General features: G+C 67.2%; 14 protein-coding genes. 8 read left to right on the forward strand and 6 right to left on the reverse strand.

Features of this window, described 5'->3' with window-relative positions; translation table 11 throughout:
- Nucleotides 1-51: 51 nt before the first annotated feature.
- Nucleotides 52-1,491 carry a DUF7159 family protein gene (locus tag AC5Y3Z_RS23655; protein ID WP_473140174.1) on the forward strand — a complete coding sequence of 480 codons (1,440 nt, stop codon included), beginning with the start codon at nucleotides 52-54 and terminating at the stop codon, nucleotides 1,489-1,491.
- 75 nt (nucleotides 1,492-1,566) lie between these two features.
- The gene (locus tag AC5Y3Z_RS23660) at nucleotides 1,567-2,898 is read left to right on the forward strand and encodes a UDP-glucose dehydrogenase family protein (protein WP_463825478.1); all 1,332 of its coding nucleotides are present in this window, start codon (nucleotides 1,567-1,569) and stop codon (nucleotides 2,896-2,898) included.
- A 3-nt stretch (nucleotides 2,899-2,901) separates the two neighbouring features.
- On the opposite strand, the gene AC5Y3Z_RS23665 is transcribed toward AC5Y3Z_RS23660, so the two are convergent.
- The 3 genes from AC5Y3Z_RS23665 to AC5Y3Z_RS23675 are packed head-to-tail and all read right to left on the reverse strand — an operon-like array spanning nucleotide 2,902 to nucleotide 5,839.
- Nucleotides 2,902-4,677 (reverse strand): N-acyl-D-amino-acid deacylase family protein, encoded by a 1,776-nt coding sequence (locus tag AC5Y3Z_RS23665; protein ID WP_473140173.1) that lies wholly within the window; start codon nucleotides 4,675-4,677, stop codon nucleotides 2,902-2,904.
- A gap of 55 nt (nucleotides 4,678-4,732) precedes the next feature.
- Nucleotides 4,733-5,344, reverse strand: a complete 612-nt coding sequence (locus tag AC5Y3Z_RS23670; protein WP_463825481.1) for a TetR family transcriptional regulator — start codon at nucleotides 5,342-5,344, stop codon at nucleotides 4,733-4,735.
- Nucleotides 5,345-5,398: 54 nt separating this feature from the next.
- Nucleotides 5,399-5,839 carry a hypothetical protein gene (locus AC5Y3Z_RS23675; RefSeq protein WP_463825482.1) on the reverse strand — a complete coding sequence of 147 codons (441 nt, stop codon included), beginning with the start codon at nucleotides 5,837-5,839 and terminating at the stop codon, nucleotides 5,399-5,401.
- A gap of 40 nt (nucleotides 5,840-5,879) precedes the next feature.
- On the opposite strand from AC5Y3Z_RS23675, the gene AC5Y3Z_RS23680 reads away from it, so the two are divergent.
- From AC5Y3Z_RS23680 to AC5Y3Z_RS23695, 4 genes are all read left to right on the forward strand, one after another.
- Nucleotides 5,880-6,635 (forward strand): maleylpyruvate isomerase family mycothiol-dependent enzyme, encoded by a 756-nt coding sequence (locus AC5Y3Z_RS23680; RefSeq protein WP_473140172.1) that lies wholly within the window; start codon nucleotides 5,880-5,882, stop codon nucleotides 6,633-6,635.
- Nucleotides 6,636-6,646: 11 nt separating this feature from the next.
- Nucleotides 6,647-7,021: a nuclear transport factor 2 family protein gene (locus AC5Y3Z_RS23685; protein ID WP_463825484.1), complete on the forward strand. Its 375-nt coding sequence runs from the start codon at nucleotides 6,647-6,649 to the stop codon at nucleotides 7,019-7,021.
- Between the two features lie 23 nt (nucleotides 7,022-7,044).
- On the forward strand, nucleotides 7,045-7,911 hold the full coding sequence (gene rfbA / locus AC5Y3Z_RS23690; RefSeq protein WP_463825485.1) for a glucose-1-phosphate thymidylyltransferase RfbA: 867 nt from the start codon (nucleotides 7,045-7,047) through the stop codon (nucleotides 7,909-7,911).
- A gap of 145 nt (nucleotides 7,912-8,056) precedes the next feature.
- The gene (locus AC5Y3Z_RS23695; RefSeq protein WP_463825486.1) at nucleotides 8,057-9,499 is read left to right on the forward strand and encodes an aldehyde dehydrogenase family protein; all 1,443 of its coding nucleotides are present in this window, start codon (nucleotides 8,057-8,059) and stop codon (nucleotides 9,497-9,499) included.
- 11 nt (nucleotides 9,500-9,510) lie between these two features.
- On the opposite strand, the gene AC5Y3Z_RS23700 is transcribed toward AC5Y3Z_RS23695, so the two are convergent.
- From AC5Y3Z_RS23700 to iniR, 3 genes are all read right to left on the reverse strand, one after another.
- The gene (locus AC5Y3Z_RS23700) at nucleotides 9,511-10,800 is read right to left on the reverse strand and encodes a pyridoxal phosphate-dependent aminotransferase (protein ID WP_463825487.1); all 1,290 of its coding nucleotides are present in this window, start codon (nucleotides 10,798-10,800) and stop codon (nucleotides 9,511-9,513) included.
- Nucleotides 10,801-10,830: 30 nt separating this feature from the next.
- The gene (locus tag AC5Y3Z_RS23705) at nucleotides 10,831-13,899 is read right to left on the reverse strand and encodes a (Fe-S)-binding protein (RefSeq protein ID WP_499919522.1); all 3,069 of its coding nucleotides are present in this window, start codon (nucleotides 13,897-13,899) and stop codon (nucleotides 10,831-10,833) included.
- Between the two features lie 184 nt (nucleotides 13,900-14,083).
- The gene (iniR, locus tag AC5Y3Z_RS23710) at nucleotides 14,084-16,510 is read right to left on the reverse strand and encodes an isoniazid response ATPase/transcriptional regulator IniR (protein WP_473140380.1); all 2,427 of its coding nucleotides are present in this window, start codon (nucleotides 16,508-16,510) and stop codon (nucleotides 14,084-14,086) included.
- Between the two features lie 210 nt (nucleotides 16,511-16,720).
- On the opposite strand from iniR, the gene AC5Y3Z_RS23715 reads away from it, so the two are divergent.
- Together AC5Y3Z_RS23715 and AC5Y3Z_RS23720 are read left to right on the forward strand one after the other, a co-directional pair.
- On the forward strand, nucleotides 16,721-17,272 hold the full coding sequence (locus tag AC5Y3Z_RS23715) for an Rv0340 family IniB-related protein (protein WP_473140378.1): 552 nt from the start codon (nucleotides 16,721-16,723) through the stop codon (nucleotides 17,270-17,272).
- Between the two features lie 272 nt (nucleotides 17,273-17,544).
- On the forward strand, nucleotides 17,545-18,379 hold an 835-nt coding region (locus AC5Y3Z_RS23720; RefSeq protein WP_500001868.1), incomplete at its 3' end, for an IniB N-terminal domain-containing protein.

An 18,379-nucleotide genomic window follows, 5' to 3' on the forward strand; every position in this document is an offset into this window, starting at 1 on the left:
GGTACCGTTGTTAACACAGGTTGGGGAATCTGTTCAGTCGATTGGGGGACTATGGACACCGTTCTGGGTGTGTCGATGGCGCCAACGGCCGTGCGGATGGTGCTCGTTGAGGGCGAGAACGGCGACGGCGCATTAGTCGACGAGGAGAAATTCGACGTCGCGGGTGACCCGGCCGCGGCCACGCCGGACGCAGCCGAGCAGGTGATCTCGGCGATCCTGGGGACCCGCGAGGGCGCCGCCGAGGGTGGCTACCAGCTGGCGTCCACCGGAGTGACCTGGCGGGACCCCGACCAGGCGGCCGCGCTACGCGACGCGCTGGCCAACCGCAAGATCGAGAACGTCATGCTGGTCTCGGCGTTCATGGCGGCTGCCGCGCTGGCGCATTCGGTCGGTAATGAAACCAACTACGCGCAGACCGCGTTGCTGTTCATCGAACCCGACACCGCGACCTTGGCTGTGGTGGACAGCGCCGACGGATCCATCGCCGACGTGCATCGTCACCCGCTGCCCGATGACGACGACGCCGCCGTGGCCAGCCTGGCCGAGTTGGTGTCGAATGCCGAGTCCCTGGAGACGCGCCCGGACGCCGTCTTCGTCGTCGGCTCCGGGGTCGACATCCCGCTGATCAAGTCGACGCTGGAGGCGGCCACCACGCTGCCGGTGACCGCCCCGGAGGAGCCGGAGACCGCGCTTGCCTGGGGCGCGGCGCTGGCGTCGGCGAATACGCCGCTGCTCTCCGCGACCACCGCGGCACAGGCCTACGCACAGGATCCGGGTACGGGCGCGCAGACGCCGCTCGCGATCGACCCCGTCCACTTCGAGCCGTTCAGCACCGGCCGGGCCTACAGTGCGGTCCAGGACGAGCCGGACGAGCAGGACGAGCAGGACGACCGCAAGCCCTTCGCGCTGCTCGGCAGCATCCTGGCCTCGATCTTCGTCATCGGAGTGGCTTCGCTCGTCGTCTCGCTGGCCGTCACGATCCGCGACACCGCTGACACGCGGCCCCAGCCCGGCCAGGCCGCCGTCGCGCCCAACACGCCGGCCCCGCAGGCACCCGCTCCCACGCCGCAGGCCCCGGCTCCGGCCCCGCAGCAGGCCCCCGTACCCGAGCAGGCCCCCGCCCCGCAGGTTCCCGAGCAGGCACCCGCGCCGGCACCGCAGGTTCCCCAGCAAGCTCCCGTGCAGGTACCGCAGGTCCCCGTGCAGGTACCCCAGGCTCCGGCGCCGCGGGCTGAGGCTCCCGCGCCGGCCCCGGCTCCCGCCGCGCCGGTGCCGAATGTCCCCGTCCCGGTGATCGTGCCGGTACCGGTACTGCCGCCGATCCTGACTCCCCAGTCGCCCGGTCGCGGCGGTGGCGGCGGCAAGCCGCCCGGCATCGGCAAAAGCCCCGGTGGCAAAGGCCCTGGCGGTGGCGGCGGTCGGGGTGGTGGCAAAGGTCCCGGCGGCGGTGGACGCGGCGGGATCAACATCCCGCTGATCCCCGGCATCTGAGTTGCCGAGTAGCTGTCACCTGCTGTTCAGTGTCACGACGGCGTTCGCTCATCGCGGCCACCTACACACGGTGGTATGCGATGCACCGTATTCGGGACCGGCTATTTGGGCGCCACCCATGCCGTAGGGATGGCGGAGCTGGGACATGAGGTCGTCGGGGTCGATATAGACCCGGGCAAGGTGGCCAAGCTCGCCGGCGGTGACATCCCGTTCTATGAGCCCGGTCTGCGAAAGTTGTTGACTGCCAACCTCGCTACGGGTCGGCTGCGGTTCACCACCGACTACGACATGGCGGCAGAGTTCGCCGACGTGCACTTTCTGGGCGTCGGAACTCCGCAGAAGAAAGGTGAATACGGCGCCGACCTGCGTCACGTGCATGCCGTCATCGACGCGCTGGTACCCCGCCTGACCAGGTCAGCGGTGCTGGTAGGCAAGTCGACCGTGCCGGTCGGCACCGCCGCTGAGTTGAGCCAACGCGCCGCCGCCCTGGCGCCCGACGGGGTCGACGTCGAGGTCGCGTGGAACCCGGAATTCCTGCGCGAGGGCTACGCGGTGCACGACACGCTCAGCCCGGACCGCATTGTGCTTGGCGTGCAGGATGATTCGGTCCGTGCGGAGGCCGCCGCACGCGAACTCTACGGTCCGCTGCTGGACGCGGGCGTGCCGTTCATGGTCACCGACTTGCAGACCGCCGAGCTGGTCAAAGTCTCGGCGAATGCGTTTCTGGCCACCAAGATCTCGTTCATCAACGCGATCTCGGAAGTGTGCGAGGCGGCCGGCGCCGATGTCAGCGTGCTGGCCGACGCGCTCGGTTACGACCCGCGCATCGGACGCCAATGCCTCAACGCCGGTTTGGGTTTCGGCGGTGGCTGCCTGCCCAAGGACATCCGCGCATTTATGGCCCGCGCCGGCGAACTGGGCGCCGACCAGGCGCTGACCTTCCTGCGTGAGGTGGACAGCATCAACATGCGCCGCCGGACCCGCATGGTGGAACTGGCCACCGCGGCCTGCAGGGGCTCGCTGCTGGGCGCCAACATCGCGGTGCTGGGGGCGGCGTTCAAACCCGAATCCGACGACGTGCGTGACTCGCCCGCCCTCAACGTCGCCGGACAGTTGCAGCTCAACGGCGCCGCGGTCAACGTCTACGACCCCAAGGCGCTGGACAATGCCAATCGCCTCTTTCCCACCCTGAACTACGCGGTCTCGGTCGCTGAGGCCTGCGAGCGGGCCGACGCGGTGCTGGTGCTCACCGAATGGCGCGAGTTCGTCGACCTAGATCCCGCCGAGCTGGCCGACCGGGTCCGTGCCCGCGTCGTGGTCGACGGTCGCAACTGCCTGGATGTGGCGCGTTGGGAACGCGCCGGGTGGCGGGTGTTCCGGCTCGGCGCGCGGTGGCCGGGACGCTGAGCGTCAGGCGCTGACCGGCCGCGGCACGTTGCGCGGCGTGCCGTCGGCGCGCAGGAAACCGCCGGTGCGTTCCCGTCCGAGGATTTCGGTGGGCTGGCCGTCGCGGAATACCGCGCGGCCGGAAACCAGGACCGCTTCGACCGTGGCGTCGTTGCGGTTCACCATGCGCAAAAGTCCGCCGTAGGCTTCGACATCGGCTTCGTGGTAGGCATCCAGTGAGTCGTCGAGGCGCTCCGGGTCGATGACCACCAGGTCGGCCCAATCGCCCACCCGCAGGTGGCCGGCGTCCAGTCCGTACCAGTCGGCCAACTCGCCGGTGAGGCGGTGCACCGCCTGCTCCGCCGTCAGGAAGGGCCGGCCCTCCAGTTCGGCGTCCCGTACGTGCCGCAGCAGACGCAAACCACTGTTGTAGAAAGCCATGTTGCGCAGATGGGCGCCCGCGTCGGAGAAGCCGACCTGCAGGCCGTCCATCCGGGCCAGGCGGCGCAGCATCTTCGGCCGGTGGTTGGAAATCGTTGTGCGCCAACGGATTTTGGTACCGTGCTCGAGCACCAGGTCGAGGAATGCATCCACGGGGTGCAGACCACCCCGTTCCACACCGACCTGCCCGAACGACTTGCCGATCACCGAATCGTCGGGACAGGACACGATTTCGGCGTCGAAGAAGTCGCGGTGCCAGGCGCGCGGACCGAACTTGGTGTCGTAGTCCTTGCGGAACTGCCGGCGGTACTCCTCGTCGCGCAGCAGTTCGTTGCGCTCGAATTCGTCCTTGAGGTGCAGCGCCGCTGCACCCGCGCCGAACTCTTCGAACACCACCAGGTCGATCCCGTCGGCGTACACCTCGAACGGCACCGGCAGGTGCTGGAACCGGAAGTCGCCACCCAACCGGTTGACAACGGCCGCCAGAAAGCTGGTCAGCCAGACGCTGCCCGGCGCCGACTTCATGTCGGCGGCCGCCAGCAGGCTGGTCTTGAGGTGCGGTCGCCGAATCCCCAGCGACTGGAGGGCCTGCGACACGATGTTCTGCGGGTGGCTGATGTCCGGACCGGACTGCAGGGCGCGGCCCGCACTGCGCAGCAAATTCTTGAGCCGTCGCAACTCGCGGCCCTTGGCGTAGGTCGACGGCAGGGTGCGGGACCGGCAAGTGTCGCCGTCGATCTTGTCGAAAAGTAGTTGCTGCGAAGACATCCCGAGGAATCCGGCATCGATCGCCTCGGTCAGCATCTGCTCCATCCGGGCCTGCTCGGCCGCGGTGGGACGCACGTCGTCGCGCGTCGACCGGTCGAGTCCCATCACCGACGTCCGCATGTCGGAGTGTCCGATGAACGCGGACACGTTGGGGCCCAGCGGCAACGACTCCAGCGCGTCGATGTACTCCTGCGCGTTGTGCCATGACTTGTGCTCGCCGACGATGCGGACCACATGCTCGTGCGGAATCGCTTCCACCCGCCCGAACAGATCGGCCGCCTCGCCGGCGTCCACGTGCACAGTGGACAGCGAGCACGAACCCAGCACGATCGTGGTGACGCCGTGCCGAAGCGATTCGGACAGTGTGGGTGCCGCCAGCACCTCGGCGTCGTAGTGCGTGTGAATGTCGATGATGCCCGGCATCACCCATTTACCTTGGGCGTCAATGACGTTCGGGCAACCCTCGGTGTCCAGCGGCGTCGGGGACACCGCGGCCACCCGACCGTCCCGAATCCCGATGTCTCTGATCGCCGACGGTCCGCCGGTGCCGTCGAACCACCTGCCGTTGCAAACCACTGCGTCGAACGTCAATGCACTCACCTGCCTCGACTGGACAGCTTACCGAGCTTGTCTAACTGGTGTGCGTTCAGATGCGATGACTGGCGATCTCGGCCGTCAGGACCGGCGCGACCCAGCGGCGCAGGTACGCGCGGAGCACCTCGCCGGTGCGCGCCGGGCGGCCGGGGTCGATCATGAACGACTGCATGATCCGCAGCATGTATTCCGCGAGGTCGTCGAGATCGGCATCGCCGAGTCCGAGGTCGATCCAGTCCACATCCAGGCCCGCCAGGATCCCGTGGCCGAATTTGATCGCCATGTCCGACGTCACGCCCGTGGAGACTTTGGTGAAGTCGTGTACCAGCATCAACTGCACGTGCCGGTCGCCCGGCAACCACTCGAGGGTGAACGCCAGGCTTTCCACCAGGGCATCGACGGGATCGGTGATGCCGGCCAGGTGCTCGGCCAGTCGCTGCAGGAGTCTCATCCCCGAGCGGGTGGCTGCTGCCTCGACCAGGGTGTTGGTACCGGGAAAGTAGTTGTAGACCGTCTGACGCGAGACGCCCAGGGTGCGGGCCACATCGGCGATCCGCATGTCGCCACCACGCGCGTCGATGGCTGCGCTGGCGGCATCCAGGATGCGTTCGATCGCCTCTTCGTCGGTTGCGGGCTTGGCGCCGCCCCACCCATGGGTGCGCATGAGCTCAGACGTTACCCGTGCGGCAGCAGGGTGTTGCCGGTCGCCGCTTTCGCATCACTGCCGATCAGCGGGCCGGTCCTCCGGCAACCGGGCGGGCCCGCTGTAATCGGGCATCGGAGTGATCACCGTCGCGGCGGGTTCGGGGCGTGGTGGCAGACTGCCGGACCCGGTGCCCGCGCCCGGCGGCGCGGGATGCGGTGGCGGGGGCGGTGCCGGCCGCGGCGCGGTGGGCGGGCGCCGTTCCGACCGCAACGCCTGGGCTCGCCAATGCCAATACCCGGCCGCGTCGAACGGGAACGGAATCGGCGGAGGCTGCCATTCGATCCTCGGCAATTCGATCGGCAGCGACGCGGACGCGAGTTCGCCCCGACCGAGTTGAGCACCCAGCTCGGTGTCGATCACCGATCGGGCGGCAGCCATCGCCCGCTCTGCGGTCTCGTAGCGACCTATTTCAAATCCGCGGAATGTCACGATGAATGGGGGTGCCGGCACCATCAGGCCATTATCGGCCGTCGCGACGGGTAGCGTCACGGCGGTGGACCACGCGTCGGCATATCTCGCGGAAACTCGCGCGTTCGGTGAGCTTGTCCGCGCCGCTGATCCCACGGCGCCCGTGCCGAGCTGCCCGGGCTGGAACATCGAGCAACTTTTCCGCCATGTCGGCCGCGGCGACCGCTGGGCCGCCCAGATCGTCCGTGATCGGATGGACGAGTTTCTCGATTTCCGCAGCGTGGCAGACGGCAAGCCGCCGGCGGACCGCGACGCCGCCATCGAGTGGCTCAACGGCGGCGCGCAGCTGCTGCTGGACGCGCTAGACCGCACCGGGCCCGATACCCCCGTCTGGACGTTTCTCGGCCCGCGTCCGGCGAGCTGGTGGATCCGGCGCCGGCTACACGAAAACGTCGTGCACCGGGCGGACGCTGCACTCGCCGTCGGCGCCCAGTTCACCCTCGACGCTGCGGTGGCAGCCGACGGCATCGACGAGTTCCTGGAACGCATCGTCATCCAGGCCGGAAAGGACGGGGCGCCGCTGCCCCTCGAGGGCGGCGACACCCTGCATCTGCACGCCACCGATCCCGGGCTGGGCGAGGCCGGCGAGTGGACGGCCCGGCTCCACGGCGGTGGCGTCGCCTGGTCGCACGAGCACGGCAAAGGCACCGCGGCGCTGCGCGGGAGCGCCGCTGAGCTGCTGCTGGCGTTGACGCGGCGGGTCGTGCTCGCCGACACCGGCGTCGAGCGTTACGGCGACGACGCCGTATGGCGGCGTTGGCTCGACCGCACGCCTCTCTAGACTTGCAGGCCATGACCACTTCGGAGATCGCCACCGTGCTGGCGTGGCACGACGCCCTCAACTCCGCTGACATCGAGACGCTGCTCAGCTTGTCCAGCGAGGACATCGATTTCGGGGACGCGCACGGCGCCGCGCAGGGCCATCAGGCGCTGCGCGAATGGGCCGGATCGCTCACCAGCACAGCGGAATTGGGCCGCATGTATGTGCACGACGGGGTGGTGGTGGTCGAACAGACGATCAGTAGCCGCGAGGGCCCCGCGACCGTCGTGACCAATGCGTCGGCGTTCCGCGTGGTCCGCGACCACGTCACCTCGGTGTTCCGCCATGAAGACCTGGCATCGGCGTTGGCCGCGACCGAACTCACCGAGAGCGACCTGATCGACTGAGGCCGAGGCCGAAGGAGCCACACATGCGCGGGATCATCTTGGCCGGCGGTTCGGGCACCCGGCTGCATCCGATCACCGTCGGGATCAGCAAGCAGCTGCTGCCGGTCTACGACAAACCGATGGTCTACTACCCGCTGTCCACGCTGATGATGGCCGGCATCCGCGACATCCTGGTGATAACGACCCCGCACGACGCGGCCGGCTTCCGGCGGCTCCTCGGCGACGGTTCGCAATTCGGCATCAACCTGAGCTGGGTCACCCAGGACAGGCCGGACGGTCTGGCCCAGGCATTCGTCCTCGGCGCCGACCACATCGGCAATGACACAGTGGCATTGGTGTTGGGAGACAACATCTTCTACGGCCCTGGCCTGGGCACCAGCCTGAGCCGATTCCAAAACATCAGCGGCGGAGCGGTTTTCGCCTATTGGGTAGCCAACCCGTCGGCCTATGGCGTGGTGGAGTTCGACGCCGACGGCATGGCGGTGTCGCTGCAGGAGAAGCCCGAGACACCGAAATCCCATTACGCGGTGCCGGGTCTGTACTTCTACGACAACGACGTGGTCGAGATCGCCCGGGGCCTGAAGAAATCGGCGCGCGGCGAGTACGAGATCACCGAGGTCAACCAGATCTATCTGAGCCAGGGCCGGCTGTCGGTAGAGGTGATGGCCCGTGGGACGGCGTGGCTGGACACCGGGACATTCGATTCGCTGCTGGACGCATCGGACTTCGTCCGCACCCTGGAACGACGGCAGGGCCTCAAGGTGAGTGTGCCCGAAGAAGTCGCGTGGCGGCGGGGCTGGATCGACGACGAGCAGTTGGAACAGCGCGCCCGCGCGTTGGTGAAATCCGGATACGGCGGGTATCTGCTCGAGTTGCTGGAGCGCGACTGAATTTCGGGCACGTGTGCCGAGCCCAGCAAACCGCCGCCGGGAGATGACTGGTTGCCGCTGCTGGACGTGGGGTGGTTAAGCGCGTAACCTCGCCGCTCGGTGGGTTGTTTCGCTGGTGAGCGATTCCGGTGACGAGAGGATGAACATGAGTAGTGCCGTCGACCTTGATCCTGTGGTCCGCAACTCGGGGGTCATCCCGGTCTTCAACCCATCCACCGAAGAACAGATCGCTGAGGTCGTCGACTCCGACCAGGCGACCGTCGACAAGGCGGTAGCCCGGGCGCGGGAGACGTTCGAGTCGGGGGTCTGGCGCAAGGCGCCGGCATCGCACCGCGCGAATGTTCTGTTCCGCGCCGCACGCATCATCGAGGAGCGCACCGAAGAACTCGCCGCGCTCGAGGGTCAAGACAACGGCATGAACCTGACGGCTGCGCGTCACATCATCCCGGTGTCCGTCGACATGCTGAAGTACTACGCCGGCTGGGTCGGCAAGATCCACGGCGAGTCGGCAAACCTCGTCTCCGACGGCCTGCTGGGCACCTGGGAGACCTACCACACCTTCACCCAGCTCGAGCCGGTCGGCGTGGTCGGCCTGATAATCCCTTGGAACGGACCGTTTTTCGTCGCGATGCTGAAGGTTGCGCCTGCGCTCGCGGCGGGATGCAGCGCGGTACTCAAACCCGCCGAGGAGACACCGCTCACCGCGCTGAAGCTGGAAGAGATCTTCCGCGAAGCGGGGTTGCCCGACGGCGTTCTGAACGTCATCACCGGCTACGGCGAGACCACCGGTGCGGCGCTGACAGCGCACCCGGACGTCGACAAGATCTCGTTCACCGGGTCGACGGAGGTCGGACGGTTGATCGTGAAGGCGGCCGCCGGCAACCTCAAGCGCCTGACGCTCGAGTTGGGTGGCAAGTCGCCGCTGATCATGTTTGACGACGCCAACCTCGACAAGGCGATCCTGGGGGCCGGGATGGGGTTGCTCGCCGGGTCCGGCCAGAACTGTTCCTGCACCTCGCGCATGTACGTGCAGCGCGGCATCTACGACGAGGTGGTGGATCGTTTGGTTGCCTTCGCCCAGATGCTGCCGATGGGCGGCAGCGAGGACCCGGATTCGGTGCTCGGACCGTTGATCAGCGACAAGCAGCGCAAACGGGTGGAAGGCATCGTCAACGACGGCGTTGCCGCCGGCGCGCAGGTGGTCACCGGCGGGAAGCCGATGGACCGCAAGGGGTACTTCTACGAGGCGACGATCGTCACCAACACCACCCCGGACATGCGGCTCATCCGCGAGGAGATCTTCGGCCCGGTCGGATGTGTGATCCCGTTCGACGAGGAGGACGAGGTGATCGCCGCCGCGAACGACACGCACTACGGTCTTGCCGGATCCATCTGGACCGAGAACCTGTCCCGCGCTCACCGCATGGTGAATGAGCTACGCGCCGGCCAGATCTGGGTGAACTCCTCGCTGGCCGCCGACCCGTCGATGCCCATCAGCGGTCACAAGCAGTCGGGCTGGGGCGGCGAACGCGGCCGAAAGGGAATCGAGGCCTACTTCAACACCAAGGCCGTCTACATCGGCCTCTGATCAGTTGCCGCCTATTGCCGGTAGCTGACCAGGAAATTACCCAGGCGCTCGATGGCGGCCGCCAGATCGCGCGACCATGGCAAGGTCACGATGCGCAGGTGATCCGGTGCGGGCCAATTGAATCCGGTGCCCTGAGTGACCAGGATCTTCTCCTGCAGCAGCAGATCGAGGACGAGCTGTTCGTCGTCGTCGATGTCGTAGATCTCGGGGTCGAGCCGCGGAAACGCATACAGCGCACCCTCGGGCTTGGTGCAGGACACCCCGGGAATCTCGTTGAGCTTCTGCCACGCCACGTCGCGTTGCTCGAGCAGTCTGCCGCCGGGTAGCACCAGGTCCTCAATGCTCTGATGGCCACCGAGTGCCACCTGAATCGCATGCTGCGCAGGCACATTGGGGCACAGGCGCATATTGGCCAGCAGACTGATGCCTTCGATGAAACTGCTGGCGTGATCCTTGGGCCCGGTGATCGCCAGCCAGCCGGCCCGATATCCCGCCACCCGGTAGGCCTTCGACAAACCGTTGAACGTCAGACACAGCATGTCCGGGGCCAGCGTTGCGACGCTGATGTGCTTGGCGTCGTCGTAGAGGATCTTGTCGTAGATCTCGTCAGCGAGTAGCAGCAATTGATGCTTGCGCGCCAAAGCGACCATCTGCGCGAGGATTTCGCTGCTGTACACCGCCCCGGTCGGGTTGTTCGGATTGATCACGACCAGCGCCTTGGTGCGGTCGGTGATCTTCGATTCGATGTCGCCGATATCGGGCTGCCAATCCGCGGTCTCGTCACACAGGTAATGCACGGGGGTGCCGCCGGCCAGTGATGTCGACGCCGTCCACAACGGGTAGTCCGGTGCGGGGATCAACACCTCGTCGCCGTTGTCCAGCAGGGCCTGCAGCGTCATCGTAATCAACTCCGAGACGCCATTGCCCAGGTACACGTCGTCGACATCGAACTTCGGGAACCCCGGCACGAGTTCGTAGCGGGTGACCACTGCGCGACGGGCCGGCAGGATGCCCTTGGAGTCGGAATACCCCTGGGCGTAGGGCAAAGCCTGGATCATGTCGCGCATGATCACGTCCGGCGCCTCGAAGCCAAACGGTGCCGGATTGCCGATGTTGAGCTTGAGGATGCGGTGCCCTTCGGCTTCCAGCCGGGCGGCGTGGGCGTGCACCGGGCCGCGGATCTCGTACAGGACGTCCTGAAGTTTGGACGACTGCGCGAACGCCCGCTGCCGGTGATGGCCGTGGGTATGCGCGGGCACCTGGTGCGTAGTCACGTCCACCATGGTCCCATCGCTGTCCACTGATATTTGCTGTCGGGTGTCAAACCGTGATCAGCGCTTACCCGGCGGACGGGCACCCTTCGCCAGACCCAGGCCCTTGACCGGTGCGGCCGGTGTCGCGGGAGCTGCCGCCTCGCCGTTGGACGGCTCCGGCTTTGCTTCGGCCTTCGGAGCGGCGGCTTCGGGCTCCGGTTCGGCCTTCGCCGGGGCGGCGGGTTTGGCGGCTGCGGTCTTCTTCGCGCCCGGCCGCTTCGCTCCGGCCGCGATACCCAGGCCCTTGACGGGCACCTCGGGTTCGGGCGACTCGGCGGGCTCTTCAGCGGCAGAGGTCTCCTCGGCCTTGATCGGCTCGGCCTCTGCCGGCTTGCTGGCAGGCGCGGGGGACGCGGTCTTCTTGGCGCCGGGTCGCTTGGCGCCGGAGGCCATGCCCAGGCCCTTCACCGGCGTCGCAGGCTTGTCGGTGGTTGCCGGAGCTTCCGCGGCCGGAGCTGCGTCCGCCTTCGGTGCGGCGGCTTTCTTGGCCCCGGGCCGCTTGGCCCCGCCCGCCATGCCCAGGCCTTTGACGGGAGCGGCTGCCGCCGGCTTCTCCTCGGCGGCCGGGGCGGTTTTCTTGGCGCCGGGCTTCTTGGCGGCGCCGGCCATGCCGAGGCCTTTGACGGGAGCGGCTGCCGCCGGCTTCTCCTCGGCGGCCGGGGCGGTTTTCTTGGCGCCGGGCTTCTTGGCGGCGCCGGCCATGCCAAGGCCTTTGACCGGCGCGGCTGCCGCCGGCTTCTGCGCGGGCGCCTCGGCCGGCTCTTCGGCTTCATTGGCCTCAGCGGGCGCGGTCGGAGCGGCAGCCTCGGGCTCGGCCTTCGCAGCCTGCTCTTCGGCCAGTTTGGCGGCCGTGCCCTTCTCGGGCAGCTTCACCGCGTCGCGATCCAGTGACCCGAGCAGCACTTGGGCAACATCGAGCACCTCGACGCCGCTGCGGCCGGCCTCTTCCTGCCGGTCGTTGACACCGTCGGTGACCATCACCCGGCAGAACGGGCACGCGACGGCGATGGTCGAGGCGGGGGTGGCCAGTGCCTCGTCGACGCGTTCGTGGTTGATGCGCTTGCCGATGTGCTCTTCCATCCACATGCGCGCGCCGCCGGCACCGCAGCAGAAGCTGCGCTCGGCGTGCCGAGGCATCTCGGTGAGGTTGGCTCCCGCGGCTCCGATCAGCTCGCGCGGCGCCTCGTAAACCTTGTTGTGCCGGCCCAGGTAGCAGGGGTCGTGGTAGGTGATGTCCTGCGAGACGGCGTTCACCGGAACCAGCTTGTCGTCCCGCACCAGCCGGTTGAGCAGCTGCGTGTGGTGCAGCACCGAATAATTGCTGCCCAGCTGCCGGTACTCCTTGCCCAGGGTGTTGAAGCAGTGCGGGCAGGTGACGACGATCTTGCGGTCGACGGTCTCCACGCCCTCGAACACGCCGTCAAGGGTCTCGATGGCCTGTTGGGCCAGCTGCTGGAACAGGAACTCGTTGCCCGACCGGCGGGCAGAGTCGCCATTGCAGGTCTCCCCGGTGCCCAGCACCATGAACTTCACGCCGGCGATGGACAGCAGTTCGGCGACAGCCTTGGTGGTCTTCTTCGCCTTATCGTCGTACGCGCCCGCGCAGCCCACCCAGAACAGGTACTCGTAGCCGGCGAAACTTTCGACATCCTCGCCGTAAACCGGGACGTCGAAGTCGACCTCGTCGATCCAGGAGGTGCGGTCAGAAGCGTTCTGGCCCCACGGATTGCCCTTGTTCTCCAGGTTCTTGAACAGCACCGACAACTCGGACGGGAATTCCGACTCCATCATCACCTGGTAGCGGCGCATGTCGACGATGTGGTCGATGTGCTCGATGTCCACCGGACACTGCTCGACGCACGCGCCGCAGGTGACGCAGGACCACAACACATCCGGGTCGATGACGCCGCCCTGCTCAGCGGTGCCGACCAACGGACGGGTGGCTTGCTCGGGACCCGAACCCATGATGCGACCAAAGCCCGACTCGGGAACGTGATGCTCCTCGGCGTGCTTGTCGCCGCGCAGCTCCTCGCCGATTCCGCCTTCCGGCGTACTTTCGATCGGACTCGGCTTTTCGCCAAGGATGTAGGGCGCCTTGGCCATCCAGTGATCGCGGAGGTCCATGATGACGAGCTTGGGCGACAACGGCTTGGCGGTGTTCCAGGCCGGGCACTGCGACTGACAACGTCCACACTCGGTACAGGTGGCGAAGTCGAGCATGCCCTTCCAGGTGAAGTCCTCGATCTTGCCGCGGCCGAATTCGGCGTCGTCGGGCGGGTTTTCGAAGTCGATTGGCTTGCCGTCAAACTCGACAGGAAGCAACGGACCCAGCCCGTCGGGCAGTCGCTTGAACGTGACGTTGATCGGGGCCAGGAAGATGTGCAGGTGCTTGGAGTTGAGCACGATCACCAGGAACGACAGCATCACGCCGATGTGCAGCAGCAGTGCGACGGTCTCGATGATCTCGTTGGTGTGCGGGCTGAACGAACTCAGTGCTGAGCCCATCGCGTGGGAGAAGAACGCGCCGTGGCCGTACGGAAAATCGTTGCCCAGGACATTCACCGAAGCGCCGCGGAACAGGGCGTAGGTCCAGATGACGTTGAAGATCATGAACAGGATCAGCCATGCGCCACCGGTGTGGGATCCGTAGAAGCGCGAGTCGCGGCCGTATTCCTTGGGCTCGCTGCGCAATCGGATGATGGCGAAGGTGACGATGCCCGACAGCACGGCCAGCGCGAAGAAGTCCTGCAAAGCGCCCAGCGCGTCCCAACGCCCGATGATCGGGATGTAGAACGTGGGGTCGAAGAGCACCCCGTAGGCCTCGATGTACACCGTCAGCAGGATGAAGAAGCCCCACATGGTGAAGAAGTGGGCCACCCCGGGCACCGACCACTTGAGCAGCTTGCGCTGTCCGAACACCTCGGCGACCTGCGCCCAGATCCGGGCGCCGATGTCGTTGGTGCGCCCACTCGCCGGCTGGCCGGACATGACGAGTTTGTACAGCCACCAGACGCGCTTCAGCGCCAAGAAGATCACGACCGCGGTCATGCCCATGCCCAATACCAACCGGATGGTTTGCAGGGTCACCGAGGGTCACCTCAATTCGTCGTCACGCATGTCGGTGCGCGGTAATGCGCTTTGCTGCTTAACCAGCTCATAGTGACACCTTTGTGGCACCCGCCGCGAGAAAGGCAAACCTAAGTTTGCGCAGATCACCAGCCCAGTACAGGCGCGGTGTGATCAGGCAGACACCGTGGCCTCTCCCACACTGTTATCTGTCCGGCACCAGCATGGCCCGCAGCATCGAGAGCATCTCCGAGCGTGATCCGGCGCCGAGCCGACGGCGGATCCGGGCGACATGATGCTCGACCGTCTTCGCCGAGATGAACAGCTGGCCTCCGATGTCGCGGTAGGGCAGGCCCAGCAACAGCAACTCGGCAACCTCACGTTCGCGTTCGGACAAGGGCGAACCCGACGGTGGTTGACGTGGCGCCACCGTGCTGTCGGAGGCGTCCGGAAGATCTGTGTCGGCGGCAACGGTCTCGCCAAAACCCGTGTTCGTCTTCAGGTCTCGGGCCAATTGCAGCATCGCCCCGGAAACCCGCGCATCGGGAGTCTGCAGCGCGGCCTGACCGGTCAGCCGAGTCGCGTCGGAAGTCAACCCCACGTGCGACAGGGCCCGAGCTGCCGCGGTGACCTCGTCGGGATCGACCTGATCAGCGAGCACCCGCAGCCAGGTCCTACCGGCCGCGGACAGTGCCTGCGCCAGGGAGCTGTGGGGGGCCGCGGTGCTCAGCGCCTGTCCGTGCGGCGCAACCGCGCCGGGTGAGTTGGCCAGGATCGCGGCGTGCACACCGGCCCAGTGCAGCGAATTCGACCACAGCGCAGGGTTTCCCAACGAGCCGAGCAACGCGAAGGCTTGATCCAGGCTGTGTTGCAGTTGGTCGACGTGGCGCATCCGCGCCGCAGCCACCCACAACTCGCCCAGTGGAAGCAGGACGAACAGGTCGATGGAGTACTCGGCCAGCACTTCCATGGCCGTGTACCAGTGCTTCTGCAGCGCACCGGTGTCGCCGCTGCGACGTGCGATCGCCGTCTGCAGTGCGTGAGCCCACAACGCGTCACGCCGGTGCAGTTCGCCGCCGGTGGTCGCGGCCGCGACGTCCGCACCCGCCGCGGCCAGTTGTCCCTCCTGCATCTTGATCCAGCCGGACAACAGCAGGTGCCGACGCCGGAACTGGGCATCGCCAGCGGTGCGCACCGCACGCCCGATCACGCTGTGGGCGCGGACCGGGTCGCCGCCGTGTAACGCGGCCAACGTCACCAGTGCCGCCGGACTGTCAGGGAATGCCTCGCCGAGGGCCTGTTCGACGGCGATCGCCTGGCTCAGCTTTGCCATGGCGCTCGAATAGGGCTGATCGATGGACGACAGCAGCCCGTCGGCCAGACTGCGCGAAGCGCGTGCCGCCATGGTCGGGGGACCGGAGTCTTTGAGCCGCAAGGCGTCGTGGGCGGCCGCGAGTTCGCCCGTTCCGATGAACGCGACTGCGGCGGCAGCGCCCACCACCGCGTCCGGGTACGGTCCGAGCCACGCGAACAACTCCGCTGCCTGACCCGAGTTCCCGTTGTAGGTGGCGACGCTGGCAGCGATCCGTACCGCTGCTGCACGCTCGGCGGAATCGGACGAGCTCAGCAACTCGTCGGCCAGCGCAGCGGCGGCAGCACAGTCCCCGGCGCGGGCCAGCGCATCGGCCAGACGCGAGCTCAGCCCGGTGGCACCGGCACGGGCTGCGGCCCGGTACAACCGTGCGGTCTGCACAGCGTCGGCGCGGGAATTGCCGGCGTGCCGGGCAAGAATGGCGCCCAGCCGGTCGTCGGACAGTCCGTGTTCGGCCAGGCGCAGCGCGAGGTCCGGCGTCACCGTCGAGATCTCGAGTTGTGAACGCAGCAGCCCCGATTCGACCTCGCGGTGTTGCGCGTTGCCGACGATCCCCCCGACGACGTCGTGCACCAACTGGTGAAATGCCGGTGGGTGTGCCGGTTGGACCAACCCGCCGGACCACGCCCGGTCGACCAGTATCCGGGCGTCGGTAATCGAAATGCTCAGTGCCGCAGCGACATCGGCCGGGCCCAACTGTTGGCTCAGGGACAGGATCAGCAGGGTGTCCAAGGTGGGCGCATCAACGCGGCGCAACCGCTCGATGAGTGCCAGCCGTGCCGAGTGCGCCGGCTCCGCGCTGTCGGTCACCGCATGCAGCAGGAAGGGCAGACCGGCCGTGCAATTCAGCAGGGGCTCGTCGACCGGCAGCGGACCCAGCGAGATGCGCGGGCGATCCCGTTCGATCGTTGTCGTCAGCGAGCGCAATGCCGGCCGCTGTTCCTGAGCCTGCGTGGCTATGACGACGGTGCAGCGCCCGTCGGCTGCACATTCGGCGAGCATGAGCAATTCTTCGTCGGTGAGCAGGTGGGCGTCGTCGATGAGCAGCGCAACATCACGCTGTTCATCGCTGCGGGGCGGGCGGGTCAGCGTCGTCACGCCGGCGCGGCGCAGCGCGTCGCGGACGGTGGCCAACAGGGTGCTCTTGCCGGTGCCGATGCCGCCGCAGATCACGGCCAGCACCGGGGCCGAGGCGGGGTTGGTGAGCTCGTCGAGGACGACGCGCGCCGCCCGCGGGATGTCGGTGGGGGATGCGGTAATTTCCCTTACCCCCTTTTGAGTCCGGGTGGCTACCGGCGGCTTCCACACCGTAGCCCGTCCTAGCCCCGTAACCCCGCAGTTCCCCTAATGTCGTACCCCCTAATGATGCTTGAAGGGGGGCGGGTTTGGTACCGAACACCGGGGGCGGGTCGACCGATAACATCGTGCTAGCGCGGATTGGCGTGGGTAAGTGCGGCAAGGAGGTGCGTGGTGGCAAACTCGTTGCTCGATTTCGTCATCTCGCTGGTTCGTGATCCCGACGCCGCCGCGCGCTACGCAGCCGACCCCGCCCAGGCCATCGCGAACGCCCAACTTACCGGTGTGACCAGTCACGACGTCAACAATCTGATTCCGATGGTGTCGGATTCCCTGTCGATGGCCAGCCCGTCGGCCGCCGGATCGGGAGCCCAGGTTGCCGACCACGGCAATGTCTGGGCCAGTGGTGCGGCGACCGCGGCGTTCGATGCCTTCACACCGCACACCCCTGCTGGGCTCGTTCATGAGCACGCGCCGGTGAGCGGTGTCATCAGCGAGCCGACTCCGCACCTGCCGGGTGAACCGTCCGCGAGCCCACAGCCCGCGGCATTCGGCCAGCCTGAGCCCTCAGTGCTGTTCAGCGGTGGTGAGGCGGCGCACATTGCTCTTGACCACGGCGGATTCCCGGTGAGCGATCCAGGCATCTGGGATCACGCGATCATCCACCCGGATGCGCAACCGCACGGCGGCCAGCCCGACCACCACGACTTCGGTCTGCACGGCTGAGTCTGCGCTGTTTCCGGCGTTCACACCGTCAGCGATGGCGTCTTCCCAGTGTTTGACCTGCGTAAATGCTGTCATTAAGGGTTGTGGCTAGGGATCCTTCGAAATCCCCTAATCCCCTAACACGATGCCCCCGAGTATCCCGGTGGGTATTCCCCCTGCGGGGGGATCTGACCCCGATTTGATTAAGGCTCGAATTCCATACGGTTGATGACAGAGCGCCGGTCACTTCGGCGAATGACTTCACAGAGTTTCTATTGAAGGGAAACGGACAAATGACCTCGCTTGTCGACTACATCCTGAGCCTGTTCCGCAGCGAAGAGGCGGCGCGGTCCTTTGTCGCCGCCCCCGGACAAGCGATGACCAACGCCGGACTGATCGACGTGTCACCGGCGCAGCTGTCCTCCGCAGCCGCCGGCGCGGTTCCGGGCCTGAACCTTTCCTCAGACGACCCGGTCAGCGGGTTGCAACAGGCGATCGCCGACCAACATGGTTTCGCGCCGTCGAGCTTCGTTGCACAGGAGTCCGGCCCGGTCTTCAACGCGGCCGCGCCGCTGCTTAGCGATGCCGGGGCCGTCGTCGACAATGCCGCCTTCGTTGCCACCGATGCGGCAGCGGCGGTCGGCAACGCGGGAGTCGGATTGGCCGATGCGGTCGCAACGGATATCGGAGCAGGCATTGGTGCCGGGCTCGTCGGCCCGAATGTCGTTGCCCCGAACGTCGTCGGCGCGCCGGTGGGTGCTCCGGGGCTGGCGTTCGTCGAGCCGACGGGCGGTCTGGTCGCCGGAGTCGGCGGGGCCGCGCAGGCTGGTCTGGGTGTCGGGTTCGGCGTGCAAGCCGGAATCGGCGCCCAAGCAGGTGCCGGCCTGGGGCTCGGGACCGGTGTCGGGGTGGGCGGTCAGGCGGGGGTCGGGGTCGGCTTCGAGGTGCAGGCCGGGATCAACGCCCAGGCCGGCGTCGTCGGCGGTATCGGTGGTGGCGCTGGTCTGGGCCTCGGTGCCGGTGCCGGAGTCGGCGGCCAGGCAGGTATCGGTCTCGGTGGTGGCATCGGTGGCGGCTTAGGTGTTGGCGGCGGGGTTGGTGGCGTTGTCGGGGGTCAGGTTGGTGGTG

The sequence above is a fragment of the Mycobacterium sp. NGS61 genome (assembly GCF_059812325.1).